Annotated in this window: 8 protein-coding genes; 7 read left to right on the top strand and 1 reads right to left on the bottom strand. The window is 60.8% G+C overall.

Annotation, left to right across the window (positions count from 1 at the left end; genetic code table 11):
* Window positions 1–22 precede the first annotated feature (22 nt).
* From aspS to H7E91_RS02785, 4 genes are all read left to right on the top strand, one after another.
* The gene (gene aspS / locus H7E91_RS02770; RefSeq protein ID WP_182353565.1) at window positions 23–1,846 is read left to right on the top strand and encodes an aspartate--tRNA ligase; all 1,824 of its coding nucleotides are present in this window, start codon (window positions 23–25) and stop codon (window positions 1,844–1,846) included.
* A gap of 1 nt (window position 1,847) precedes the next feature.
* Window positions 1,848–2,699 (top strand): GNAT family N-acetyltransferase, encoded by an 852-nt coding sequence (locus tag H7E91_RS02775; protein ID WP_182353566.1) that lies wholly within the window; start codon window positions 1,848–1,850, stop codon window positions 2,697–2,699.
* A gap of 409 nt (window positions 2,700–3,108) precedes the next feature.
* Window positions 3,109–3,477, top strand: coding sequence for a thiol-disulfide oxidoreductase DCC family protein (locus tag H7E91_RS02780; protein ID WP_182353567.1), 369 nt, complete (start codon window positions 3,109–3,111; stop codon window positions 3,475–3,477).
* 361 nt (window positions 3,478–3,838) lie between these two features.
* Window positions 3,839–5,704: an AAA family ATPase gene (locus tag H7E91_RS02785; protein ID WP_182353568.1), complete on the top strand. Its 1,866-nt coding sequence runs from the start codon at window positions 3,839–3,841 to the stop codon at window positions 5,702–5,704.
* Between the two features lie 67 nt (window positions 5,705–5,771).
* Here H7E91_RS02785 and H7E91_RS02790 read toward each other — a convergent pair whose 3' ends face one another.
* Window positions 5,772–8,267 carry an MMPL family transporter gene (locus H7E91_RS02790; protein WP_182353569.1) on the bottom strand — a complete coding sequence of 832 codons (2,496 nt, stop codon included), beginning with the start codon at window positions 8,265–8,267 and terminating at the stop codon, window positions 5,772–5,774.
* A gap of 218 nt (window positions 8,268–8,485) precedes the next feature.
* Between H7E91_RS02790 and H7E91_RS02795 the strand changes: the two genes are divergently transcribed.
* The 3 genes from H7E91_RS02795 (at window position 8,486) to H7E91_RS02805 (ending at window position 13,062) form a co-directional block, all read left to right on the top strand.
* A complete protein-coding gene (locus tag H7E91_RS02795) occupies window positions 8,486–9,553 on the top strand; it encodes an LCP family protein (protein ID WP_182353570.1) in 1,068 nt (355 codons plus the stop codon).
* Window positions 9,554–10,042: 489 nt separating this feature from the next.
* Window positions 10,043–11,926: a polysaccharide biosynthesis protein gene (locus tag H7E91_RS02800; RefSeq protein WP_206680333.1), complete on the top strand. Its 1,884-nt coding sequence runs from the start codon at window positions 10,043–10,045 to the stop codon at window positions 11,924–11,926.
* 29 nt (window positions 11,927–11,955) lie between these two features.
* Window positions 11,956–13,062 (top strand): aminotransferase class I/II-fold pyridoxal phosphate-dependent enzyme, encoded by a 1,107-nt coding sequence (locus H7E91_RS02805; RefSeq protein WP_206680334.1) that lies wholly within the window; start codon window positions 11,956–11,958, stop codon window positions 13,060–13,062.
* Window position 13,063 lies beyond the last annotated feature (1 nt).

Consider the following 13,063-nt stretch of genomic DNA (forward strand, 5'->3'; position numbering starts at 1 on the left):
ACCATAGAAGAATTGAGGAATCGTGCTCCGTACGCACTACACGGGAAGCCTACGCGCCTCCCACGTGGGAGAAACTGTCACCCTGGTCGGTTGGGTCGACCGCCGCCGCGACCACGGCGGGATCGCCTTCATCGATCTTCGGGATGCCTCCGGCATCGCCCAGGTCGTCATCCGCGAAGAGGTCGCCCACGAGCTCCGGGCCGAATACGTCATCCAGGTGACCGGCACGGTCTCCGAGCGCCCCGAGGGCAACGCCAACGCCGCGATCCCCACCGGCGAGATCGAGGTCATCGCCGATGACGTCGAGATCCTCAACTCGGCCGCCCCGCTCCCGTTCCAGGTCTCCGAGCACGCCGAGGATTCCGGGAAGGTCGGCGAGGAGACCCGCCTCAAGTACCGCTACCTCGATCTGCGACGGAAGTACGAGCAGAACGCGATCCGCCTTCGCGCCAAGGTCAACCGCGCGGCACGCGCGGTCCTCGACGAAGCCGACTTCGTCGAGATCGAGACCCCGACACTCACCCGCTCCACCCCGGAAGGTGCCCGAGACTTCCTCGTCCCGGCCCGCCTCTCTCCGGGTTCCTGGTACGCCCTGCCGCAGTCCCCGCAGCTGTTCAAGCAGCTCCTCATGGTGGCTGGCATGGAGCGTTACTACCAGATCGCTCGCTGCTACCGCGACGAGGACTTCCGCGCCGATCGGCAGCCGGAGTTCACCCAGCTGGACGTTGAGATGTCGTTCGTTGAACAAGATGACGTCATCGAGATTGCGGAGAAGGTCCTTTCAGAGGTCTGGAGCCTCATCGACTACGACCTGTCGACCCCGATCCCGCGCATGACCTACGCCGAGGCGATGCGCCGCTTCGGCACCGACAAGCCCGACCTGCGCTTCGGCCAGGAGCTCGTCGACCTCACCGAGTACTTCAAGGACACGCCCTTCCGGGTGTTCCAGAACGAGTACGTCGGCGCAGTCGTCATGCCCGGCGGCGGCTCCCAGCCGCGCCGCACGTTCGACAAGTGGCAGGAGTGGGCGAAGGCCCGCGGCGCCAAGGGTCTTGCCTACGTGACGATCGCGGAGGATGGCACGCTCGGCGGCCCCGTCGCCAAGAACATCTCAGAAGCCGAGCGCGACGGCCTCGCCGCGGCGACCGGCGCCAAGCCGGGCGACTGCATCTTCTTCGCCGCCGGTGACACGACCGCGTCCCGTGCGCTGCTCGGCGCGGCCCGCCTCGAGATCGGTGAGCGCTGCGGCCTCATCGACCCGAAGGAATGGGCGTTCGTCTGGGTTGTCGACGCACCGCTCTTCAAGCCCACCTCCGAGGCCCAGGCCGAGGGCGACGTCGCGGTCGGCGGCGGCTCGTGGACGGCCGTCCACCACGCCTTCACCTCGCCCAAGCCCGAGCACCTCGACACGTTCGACACGGACCCGGGCAGCGCTCTCGCCTACGCCTACGACATCGTCTGCAACGGCAACGAGATCGGCGGCGGCTCGATCCGTATCCACCGCTCCGACGTCCAGGAGCGTGTCTTCAAGGTCATGGGCCTTTCTAAGGAGGAAGCGCAGGAGAAGTTCGGCTTCCTCCTCGACGCCTTCAAGTACGGCGCCCCGCCGCATGGCGGCATCGCCTTCGGATGGGACCGCATCGTCGCACTCCTCGTCGACGCACCCTCGATCCGCGACGTCATCGCCTTCCCGAAGTCGGGCGGCGGCTACGACCCGCTGACCGAGGCACCGGCACCGATCACCCCCGAGCAGCGCAAGGAGGCCGGCGTCGACGCGAAGCCGAAGCCCCGCGGCGAGGACGAGCAGTCCGACAAGGCCGGCGAAGCCCCGGAGGCGGATGCGTAGCATGGGGATGGACAGGGCCACCGAGGTCTTCTGGAACAGCGGCGCCGAGCGTTGGGATCACCTCGTCGAGCGGGGCACCGCCCTGCTCTTCGAGACGGGTGATGACTATGCGATCCTCGCCGTCACCTCGGAGCCGGTTAGAAGCCTTGAAGATCTCCTCGCCCGCGAGGGCGAGGAGGACTTCTTCCGAATGAGTGCGATCGGCAATCCCGACTCCATTAACCGCAGGCTCGATGACATGCGGGAGGAGATGGAGAGGGGCACGTTCAAGGCCCTGCAGGGCAGGGGCACGCTACCCCCGCCCGCCTACGCCATGTTCGAGGAACGCACACTCGACGGACTGTCCGACCATCACCGTGAATGGTTCGGTAAGCACGAGGGTCACAGGTGGGACTTCTTCTGGTCCGATGAGCCGCTGGAAACTCCGCAGGGCGATGAGTATGTTCAACTGCTTGATGTACCGACCTGGCGGTCAGAGATCGAGCGTGTCATTTCCGCATCAAATCCGTCGACAACCGCATTGGCAGATCTTGATGAGCTCCTATGGTACGGCTACGTCGAGGGAGACCTCTTGGGCGGGGCTATGGGCGTCGAGAGGCGCGGACAGTTCGATGGAACTCTCGCCTCCCACTTCGCCGGGCTCGGCACGGATCCGGATCGGCAGGGCAGGGGGATCGGAGGCGCGGTCATGGCAGGCGCCATCAACCGCGAACTCAAAGAGACCGCGATCGTTACCTTCGGTATGTGGAGCTGGAACGACAGAGCCAGGAGGCTCTATCGCAAGCTCGGCATCAATGAGGGCCACACCTACGTCACCCTGGCCACGCACCCGCTGCAGGAGTACGACGAGTAGCTGGAGTTGAGTACTTTTGGAGGTCGATCAGCAGGACTCTCCAGGTGAATGTGACGGGCGGGCGGGATGGTGCGCAAGCACTATCCCGCCCGCCCTGTTTCCATCGACCAGGACAGTGAATGTCATTGGAGAATAGTCCGGGCCGGTGGAAGACGAGGGCCGGTGGAACATGTCGGCCGGTGGGACACGCGGGCAATTGCAGGACGCGCGTCGGCGGTCGACTGAGGCTGGTCGAGGATACCGGGCTGTGCAGGGGCGATCACGACGGGCCCCTGTCGTGGGCGAGGGAGCGTGGCTGGTTCTCTCTGGATGCTCCCGGGACGCAGCCACGGAGCTGCCTCCGATCGACCGCTCTCGCCTATACACCCGACTGGTCGAGTGTCAGACTGTGCTCTAGGGGGAGATGGACATGACCAATGAGCACGAGGCTCCAGGGACAAAAAGAAGGCCGGTCTGCGTCTACGACGGCAACTGCGGCATCTGTACGAAGATGGCCCGCTGGGCGAGCAGGCGATCGAACGCCGAGTTCACCGACCATGCTGATCTCAGCCATCGCGGCGTTGAGCATTGGGAGTACGAGAAGTACCTGATCTTCGCGGGAAAGACCGTTGAGCGCGGGCATCGTGCCGTCGGTGCGGTCTTCAAGACAATGCCGTGGCCATGGAAGGCTGCAGGGTATGTCATCAACTTCAGGCTGCTGACGCCCGTCGCGCGGGCTGCCTATCGCCTCGTTGCGAGCAATCGCCGGCGTATCCCGCTTTGGATCATCCCCGGCTGATCCTGTTAAAGTGCAACTTGCTGCCCTGGATTACGAGGATAGTAGCGTCCGCCCAGTTATTTGTTCTAACAACGCGGGTGCGCGCGGAGACCGTCGGCATGTCGTCAAGTGTGAAAACGGCGCGCTAGTTTATTTCAGGGACGGTATGTCGCGTTCACTCGACTGTTGAGCTCGCGCATTCCTGCACAACGCTCGCAGGCGTGTTCCGCCATTGTTTATCTTCGGGACGTGGTGTCACCCATGGTACGCGCGGTTCTCCGAAATGACGGAGGGATGATCAGCGGGCGCTTGCGCCGCGCGCGTGACGCAACTGGCGTAAGACGTTCCATCAAACGTTACGCTGGCATGGAAGGAGTGTGGAATGAGAGTCAAAAGAATACTAACGAACAACTTCGCCGGCCTTGGGAGCATAGATCTGAAAGATCTCCACACTCGTCACGAGATTTTCGTCGGTGGTCGAAATGGGGTCGGGAAGAGCCAGCTCTTACTCGCAATAGCGTTAGCCTCTCGCCCGGAGGTATTTTCTACTGAACTTCATAAATACATTCGGTTCGCTGGAAGCCAGATGTCGATCGAGGTGCACTTTCATCTATCCGAATTCGAAAGGGAAGCGTTTACAGAGGTTGTTCGCGAGATGAATCATCCGACGTTGTTCTCGGGAAATGAGTTGCGCTGTCGATTGAAGGTCTCTTCCGTCGACTACACAGAATGGACGGTCGAGGACGACTCGGGAAACCCGATTCCTGGTCAATTCATGTCCAATCATATCGCTAGGACTAAACTACCGTTCATGGAGGTCACCTACCTGCCTGCGGACCGGATGGTCGAACGTTCTCCAGAGCTGACTTTGAGCTTGTCGAGCCTCTCCAGGGAAAAGACCCGGAGCTTGGGGCAACAAACCATCGCACAACAGATAGCTGACTGGAGCCAAATCCACAACTTTGACGTCTTCTCCAGTCTCGCCGCGCTTCACTACGCTGGTTTGTTGACTTCCAGAGCCAGCGGAGAACCATCCAGTTACGAAGCTGACTTTAAGGAGATCGCGGATGCGTTTGAGCGCGCGACAGGAAAGCGGCTACACGAACCTTCCCTTCAAAGAGACGGCGGGATTGCTCTGGAAGTCGAAGTACCGGGCGGAGGGCGGCATCGCGTAAATACACTTTCCGCGGGAGAGCTGATCGCACTTCAAATACTCCAGTTCGTCAAGACGCACTTCGAGACGGGATCAATACTCCTCATCGATGAGCCTGAACAGCACCTGCATCCAAGCCTTCAGGTTGAGATTGCGACTGCCATTCGGAGCGAAGTAGGGGCAGGCCAGTTATGGATGGTTACGCATAGTCCTAATATCCTCGGCACGATTCCTGGTAAAGACGTACTGGTACTTGCTCGGAGTGAAGCGACAGGGTTGGCAAATGTCACTTTTGCTGACACCGAAGAATCGCGCCTCCAGATGTTTGAGGACATTGGTGTATCCCCAGGCCTATGGGTTCCTGGAAATTTTATCGCCGTTGTCGAGGGCCCTACCGATGAGAAGTGGTTGCGCCTTCTGCTACCTGAGCAGTTCGCTTCCGCATTCTTCGTAGTGGCTGGAAGCAGCGCGAGTGTAGCGTCGATTGCGAACAAGTTCGAGAATACGGCGAATGTTCCCATAGTTTTTATACGGGATCGCGATCGTAAGTCGTTGCGCTACGTTACCGAATGGAATAGTTCGCCTGCGCGATTCATGTGGACAGGGTACGCGTTAGAGAGTCTTTTCTTAGATGGGAAATGGATACACCAGACCTTTAGCCACATTGACCTCGATATTTCGGCTGCCGAGGTGGATGAGACGTTGGAGTTGTGCTTTGAAGAACAGTACGACGATGCGAAAAGACTGTGGCTGCAAGAAAAAACCGTTCACCACATCGAATCAAATGATGACCACAAAGCTCCGATCCGCGACTATTTTGAGAATGCAGCTCGAGTAGCGTCGAAGAGATTGGAATTTTTGACAGATGCCAACCTTCATGCGCTTGAGAGTGAGTTTGAGGAGGAATGGAAATCTGACCGACTCGCGTACATAGACCCCAAGCGGGCTCTTGGACAGTTCAGCTCCCGATGCAAGGTCATGCGAACAAAAGATCTCTTAATGAGGGCGATGATAGGAGCCCTTAAGGCCGACGTTGTCACCAGCCCGTCCGATCTGGCCAGGCTGTCCAGCAAGCTCGCCAATTTGTCAGGTTGAGATCCTAGCTTGATTCGCCGAACCCGCCGGTTCTCTTACCTCCACCTAAACTGAAGGCTGTCCAAGTTCAGTGCGAAATGCCGAACTTTTCGTGCAGTCGGACCAGCGGCTTGGGTGCCCACCAGTTCCAGCGGCCGAGCAGTGTCATCGTGGCGGGCACGAGGAGCATGCGGACGAGCGTCGCATCGATCGCGACGATGATCGCGAGGGTGACACCGGCCTGGGTGACGATGACGAGCTCACCGAACACGAATCCGATGAAGACGGCGATGATGATGGCGGCTGCCGAGGTGATGATCCGGCCCGAGCGCTGTAGGCCCCGTTCGACCGACTCATCATTCGAGTAGCCGGCGTCCCAGTACTCCTTGATGCGGGCGAGGAGGAAGACCTCGTAGTCCATGGCAAGGCCGAAGCCGAAGGCGAGGCCGATGGCGATGACATAGGATTCCAGCCCGTCGGCCTGGGGGAGACCGAAGAAGCCGTTCTCGAAGATCCACACTGCTAGGCCGAGGGAGGCCAGCAGTGAGAGGCCGTTGAGGAGGATGGCCTTGAGCGGGACCATGAGGGAGCCTGTCATGAGGAACAGGAGCACGAAAATCGTGATGATGATGATCGCGCCAGCGGCGGGGGCACCATCGGCCAGGGACCTGCTGAAGTCGATCTGCATGGCGGCGCTGCCGCCCACCCAGGTCTCGAACTCAGCGTCGACGGCCCGGATGTCATCGACGTAGCCCTCGACCTCGACAGAGAGCGCGTCCTCGACCGGCAGGTCGACGCCGATCATTGATGTCCCATCGACAGCACCATCGGAGACGCTGATCGCCGCCTCGGGGAACATGGTCTTCAGCTCCGCGACGTACGCGGAGTCCGCCACTGTCGTGGGCACCTCATCGGCGAGGATCTGAATCTCTGGGGTGCGGAAGGCTGGGTATTCCTCGTTGAGAACGGCGATCGCCGCACCTGAGGGGGAGCTCTTCGGGACGTATTCATCGATGGAGGACCTCATGTGGAGGTTGCCGAGCGGCAGTGCCATGACGATGAGGATCGCGCCGACAAGGATGAGGATCGGCCAGGGACGGTCGTGGACAAACCGGGCGAGCCGCGAGAAGAAGCCCTGCTCGGTTGCGGCATCGCCGAATCCGCGGGTCACATTCCGCAGGACCGGGATCCGCGAGAGCACCGAGGGCCTGAGGAGCTTGACCCCGAAGGCCCGGACCAGTGCCGGTACGAGAGTGAGTGCGGCAAGGACGGCGAGGAGCACGGTGAAGATGCCGCCGATGGCGATCATGTTGAGGATCTGCGCCTCCATGACCAGAAGCGACCCGATCGAGATGGCGATGATGACGGCGGAGAAGAACACGGTCCGGCCCGCTGTCGCCACGGTTGTGGTCAGTGCCTGGTCCATCGCGTCCTTGAGGGTCCTCCGCTGCTCGCGGCTCAGGTCCTTCGGAATGTCGGCACCGTCGCTCCTATACCCGATAGTCGGCAGAAGCCGTTGGATCTCCTCCCGGTACCGGGAGACAACCAGGAGGCCGTAGTCGATCGAGAGGCCAAGCCCGATGAGGGAGATGATGTTGAGGATGAAGGAGTCGACTGTCGTCACGTAGGAGAGGACCCAGAGCACGCCCATGCCGACAGCGATCGTCGAGATCGCCCCGACCAGCGGCAGGCCTGCGGCCAGCAGGCCGCCGAAGACGATAACCATGAGGAAGAGAGCGATCGGCAGGCCGATCGCCTCGCCGATGATGAGGTCATCCTGGACCTGGGCCATGATGTCGTCCGTGATGAGCTGGACGGACTGGATGTAGGCGTCAATGTTCGGGTCGATAGTCTGCAGATCGGCAGTCGTCGCATCGAGTAGGGCGATAACCTCGGCATCGACAGCCTTGTTCTCCGCATCGGACAGATCATCATCGAGGGTGATGATGACAATGTGACCATCACCCTCGGTGGACATAAAGCTGCTCGGACTGATGGCGCCCGGCTCGAGCTCGCCGCCCGACCCGGCGATGAGGCGCTCGAGCTCCGCATCGATCTGGGTGTTGACCTGCTCGATCGCCGCCTCCTTCTCGGCATCGAGCTGAGCCTGGGCGGCAGCTGCTGTCGCTGGGTCTGCCTGGGCCAGTGCGTCGATCTCAGCCTGCGGCTGTTCAAAGCCCGCGACCACCTCGGCGAGGGCGGCCTGGCGACTCTTCTCGACCTCGGCGCGGATCTCGCCGACCACGGCGGGGTAGGAGATGACAGATCCGACGCCATCGGTGGCCTCGAGCTCAGCCGACAGGTCGAGGATCGTGTCGGTCGCATCCGTTCCCGCCGCCATCTGATCCTCCGGGATGCCGTCGAGGAGGTAGAGGATCCTTTCGCCCCCTGCCTGGCTCTCGTCGAAGACGACGGCTGATTCGCTGCCGGGGATGACGGGGTTGCCGGTCTCCATGGACTCGAAAAGAGTCCTGCCCCCGAAGCCGGTCAGGGCAGATGCCACTGCGAGGACTATGAGGACGACCCAGGTACCGATGGTGGTAAGGGGCCGGCGGGAGATCGCAGAACCAAGTTTCGCAAACACACTCAAATTCTCTACCTCACGGCCAGGCAGGGGAACATTCTTAAGCAATCTCACGCCGACTCTCGTGCGCGCAACAGCCTGCTCGGCACCCGAAGTCCCACCATCCGCACACACGTGGTCCAGGGATGTCGAATGAACTGGTCTCACCACAAAGGAGCCCCTCGGGTTAATCTGGACAACAAGAGCCAGTCACTGGTGATGATCGCTGAGAAGGATTCATGGTGGAAACACAGGTCGGAACCCCGGACGAGTCCGCTCCACGCAAGAGGATGTCGACTGCTCGGAAGACTCTCATCTTCCTCGTCATTGCCGCTCTCGTCTTCGTTGCGGGAGTCGCCGGATTCGGTTGGTGGATGCAGAGCCGGTTGGACGGAATGATCGATAGGATCGATGATCCCTTTGCCGCAATTCCCTCACGTCCCGAAGTACCCTCGCAGGTCGACGAGCAGGATCAGCAGCCGGTCAACATCCTCGTGCTCGGCTCCGACTCGAGGATCTCGGCTGGCGATCCTTCCCAGTGGCAGATCGGCGCACAGCGCACGGACGCCATCATGCTCGTTCATGTCGATGGAGACCGCGAGGGCATCACCGTGACCTCGATCCCGCGAGATACGTGGGTGACCATCCCGGGCTGGGGAAAGAACAAGATCAACGCCGCCTTCTCCTTCGGCGGCCCGCCTCTCATAATCCAGGCCGTTGAGGACCTGACCGATGTGCGGATCGACCACTTCGTTGTCACTGACTTCGATTCGTTCTCGACAATGACCGACGCACTCGGAGGAGTGACCATCAATCTGAGCAAGCCCCTCCAGGTCGGCTCGGAGACACTCTCAGCGGGCGAGCAGCGGCTCACCGGCGATGAGGCCCTCGTCTATGTCCGCCAGCGCTACGAGCTGAGCGGCGGAGACTTCTCTCGCGTGCAGCGCCAACAGAATTGGATGCGGTCGATCATGCGGGAAGTCTTCGAGCAGGACATCCTCGGAGATATGGGGAAGCTGACCGACTTCGTGGAAACCGTGGCCCAGTCCGTCACGGTGGACGAAGGCTTTTCCATCGGAGAGATGCGAAACCTGTTGTTCTCTGCCCGCAATGTCCGACCCGGCGACGTCAACTTCCTGACCATGCCTCACAACGGAGTCGGTCGCTCAGACAATGGCCAGTCAATCGTGATCTTCGACGAGGTCAACGGCACCGCCCTTTTCGATGCGATGAAGAACGATGTCCTCGGGGAGTACCTCGCCGAGAACCCCGACGTTGTCACCCGCCTTCCAGCGAATCCGGAGTAGACCTGGGAGAGTGGGGAGCCGCGATCCGCGGTCGCGGTTCCGAGGGTTTGTGCGACCGCGTATCCGCGACGCGGGCATTCATCGGTTCTGATGTGCGACGAACTTTCCTCTGGCCAGCTCACGAGCAGTCACTCTCCGACGCTGAGAGCGTGGATCGACTAAATCTCCCATGCTCAACGCATTGCTCCGCTTGTACCTGTCCCACAATGTGGAGAATACAGAATGCGTCTCGCCACGTGTTTGTACTCATTTTCTTTCGAGCGCCGCGTTCTGTGCAGCTGGGTGAGGCGCCCGAAAACTATCGGAACGTTGATAATTCAACATAAACAACGCGTGTAGGTTGCGGCGCACGCCGATTGACGCGCCTAAACAATCGGACGTGCATGGAGGCGCATGGCCAGGCTCATAGCAATATCTGGTTGAGTTTCGTCTGAACCTGGGATTAGCCTGAACGTGTCCGAAGATAGTCGTAGGTGTGAGGGGTGATCAGTGCGTAAAGCACCGATAAACGAGCGGCTCCATGAGCTGCCGCTGCGACTGAAGGTTTCTGTTCTCCTGGGAGTTGACGCGCTCGCGTGGCTGCTGGCGCTCCTTACGGTGACGACGCTCCGGTATGACTTCGGACTGAGCGATCCCCAGTGGGCGTGGGCAGTGAGCTTCACGATCCTCGCGATCGGTATCCACACGTCGAGCTTTGTATTCTCGAATTACCTCAGGGGTCGTAATCGCGTTGCAAGCTTCGATGAGGTCGTCGGGGTCGCCGCCACCACGCTTTTCATCGTGTTCCCCGTCGGTCTCCTGCTCTCGGCCTTCATCACCGACTTTCCCCGCGCTCTGCCGATTGTCATGCCCCCGCTGGCCCTCATCTCCATGGGAGCCTTCCGCGGCGTGTACCGACTCTTCGTCCAGCGCTCGCACATGAATAAGGCTGTTGCTGAAGCCGCAGTGCCTGTCCTCATCTACGGCGCCGGCGAAGCCGGCCGCCAGGTCGCTCAGCTCGTCGATCACGCAGCAGAGGCGCCCTACCGAATCCTCGGTTTCGTCGATGACAGCCGCGGCAAGCAGATGCTGAGGGTCCGCGACTATCGCGTGCTCGGCACGGGCGATAACCTCATCGACCTCGCAGAGCGCCTGGGCGCGAAGACCGTCATCCTCGCCATCAGCCAGGCACCGGCGAAGCTCGTTCAAAAGGTCTCGCGCGAGTGCACGGCCCACGGCCTCGACCTCGTCGTCATCCCGACTGTGCGGGAGATGATCGGTGGGCGAGTCAGCCTCGACCGGCTGCGCCAGTTCAACGTTGCCGACCTCCTGGGCCGGCGGCCCATCGAGACAGATGTTCGGTCGATCGCGGACTACGTCATGGGCAAGCGCGTCCTCATCACTGGAGCCGGTGGCTCCATCGGCTCCGAGCTCGCCCGTCAGCTGCACCGGCTGGGCCCCGAGAAGCTGGTCCTTCTCGACCGTGACGAATCCGAGCTCCACGCCGTGCGCCTGTCGATTGATGGCGATGGCCTTCTCGACAGCGACGACATCGTCCTCTGCGATATTCGAGAGCCTGACGCCCTGGAAGCGGTCTTTGACTACCACCAGCCCGAAGTCGTCTTCCATGCAGCCGCCCTCAAGCATCTGCCGATGCTCGAGCGCTACCCGCTCGAGGGTTGGAAGACAAACACTCTTGGCACCCGTAACGTCCTCGCTGCCGCCCGAAAGTCTGGTGTTGAGCACTTCGTTAACATCTCGACGGACAAGGCAGCGGATGCCACGAGCGTCCTCGGCATCACGAAGCGGTTCGCTGAGCGCCTGACATCGTGGCATGCGCAAGATGGTGGGCTCACGTACCTCTCCGTCCGCTTCGGCAATGTCCTCGGCTCACGCGGCTCCGTGCTTTACACGTTCCGGGCTCAGATCGAGCGCGGGGGACCGGTGACGGTCACCGACCCGGATGTCACCCGGTTCTTTATGACCATCCCCGAAGCCTGCGAGCTCGTCCTCCAGGCCGGCGCCATCGGTAACCCCGGTGAGGTGCTGGTCCTTGATATGGGAGATCCCGTCAAGATCGTCGATGTCGCCGAAAGGCTCATCGCCGAATCCGGAAAGGACATCCAGATCAATTACACGGGGCTGAGGGCAGGAGAGAAGCTCCACGAGGTTCTCTTCAGCTCGTCGGAGCGCAGCCGACCCAGCGAGCACCCCCTCATCAGCACCGTGCGAGTGCCTGAACTCGCCCCAGTGGATGTGCCTGAACACCCCGTTGACAGAGAATCCGTTCTCGCGCTGCTCAATGACGATCTTCAGACAACAGCGACAATTCGTGCGGTGGGCGAAATCCACGAGGCGTCCACTGAAGCTACTGCTAAGGCAGTGAACAGTTGACCGACCGGATCTATCTTTCTCCTCCCGACGTGACACAGCTCGAGGAGGACGCCATCGTGCGGGCCTTCCGCTCGGGCTGGATCGCCCCGCTCGGGCCTGAGGTCGACGCGTTCGAAGAGGAGCTTGCGGCCTACTGCGATCGCAAGTATGCCGTCGCACTGTCCTCCGGCACGGCTGCCATTCACCTCGGCCTCCTCGCACTCGGTGTTGTTCCGGGGGACTTGGTCCTCACGTCGACCATGACATTTGCTGCCACAGCGAATGCCATCACCTATACCGGAGCCGAGCCCATCTTCGTTGACTGCGACGAGACAGGGAATATGGATCCGGATCTCCTTCGCACAGCGTTCGAGACGCTTCGGTCTGAAGGTAAGACAGTCAAGGCTGTTGTTCCAGTCGACCTGCTCGGCAAGGTGGTCGACCACGATCGGATCGGAGTCATCGCCCGCGAGTTCGGAGCGGTCGTCCTGTCCGATGCAGCTGAGTCGCTGGGCGCCAGGTACAAGGGGCGATCGTCGGCGGCTTATGGCGATGTCGCAGCGGTGTCCTTCAACGGCAACAAGATTATGACGACCTCCGGGGGAGGCGCTCTCCTCACGGACGATGCCGATCTTGCTCAGCATGTGCGCTACCTGGCGACTCAGGCAAGACAGCCTGTCCTTCACTACGAGCACACCGACATCGGATACAACTACCGTATGTCTAATCTGCTAGCGGCTATCGGAAGGGCTCAACTATCTCGATTAGACGAAATGATGCGAATTCGACGGGAGAACCGACAGTTCTATACCAGGCTAGTAGAGGATCTTCGGGGAGTTTGTATCTTTGGAGAGCCGTCCGGTATAGACGATGATTGGACACACGACAATTGGTGGTTGACCTCATTGCTGATCGACAGCGACGTTGCCGTTCTTGATCGGGAAGCTGTCGTTTCGGCTCTTTCAGACGAAGACATAGAGGCTCGGCCCCTTTGGAAACCGATGCACGTCCAACCGATTTTTAGTGTTCACAGACGATTTGTTGACGGTGCGGGTGAGTCGTTATTTCGTGCAGGAGTATCCCTGCCCAGCGGTTCGAGTCTGTCCCCTGCCAGCAGGGATCGCATTGGAGCTCTTTTAAGTGAACTTTGGAAATGAG

Source organism: Flaviflexus huanghaiensis (genome assembly GCF_014118685.1).
In the GTDB taxonomy this organism is placed as follows: domain Bacteria; phylum Actinomycetota; class Actinomycetes; order Actinomycetales; family Actinomycetaceae; genus Flaviflexus; species Flaviflexus huanghaiensis.

Excerpts from the sequence above, each read along its gene's own strand:
- H7E91_RS02785 (WP_182353568.1), top strand. The coding sequence starts at position 3,839 with ATGAGAGTCAAAAGAATACTAACGAACAACTTCGCCGGCCTTGGGAGC.
- H7E91_RS02795 (WP_182353570.1), top strand. The coding sequence starts at position 8,486 with ATGGTGGAAACACAGGTCGGAACCCCGGACGAGTCCGCTCCACGCAAG.
- H7E91_RS02775 (WP_182353566.1), top strand. The coding sequence starts at position 1,848 with ATGGGGATGGACAGGGCCACCGAGGTCTTCTGGAACAGCGGCGCCGAG.
- H7E91_RS02780 (WP_182353567.1), top strand. The coding sequence starts at position 3,109 with ATGACCAATGAGCACGAGGCTCCAGGGACAAAAAGAAGGCCGGTCTGC.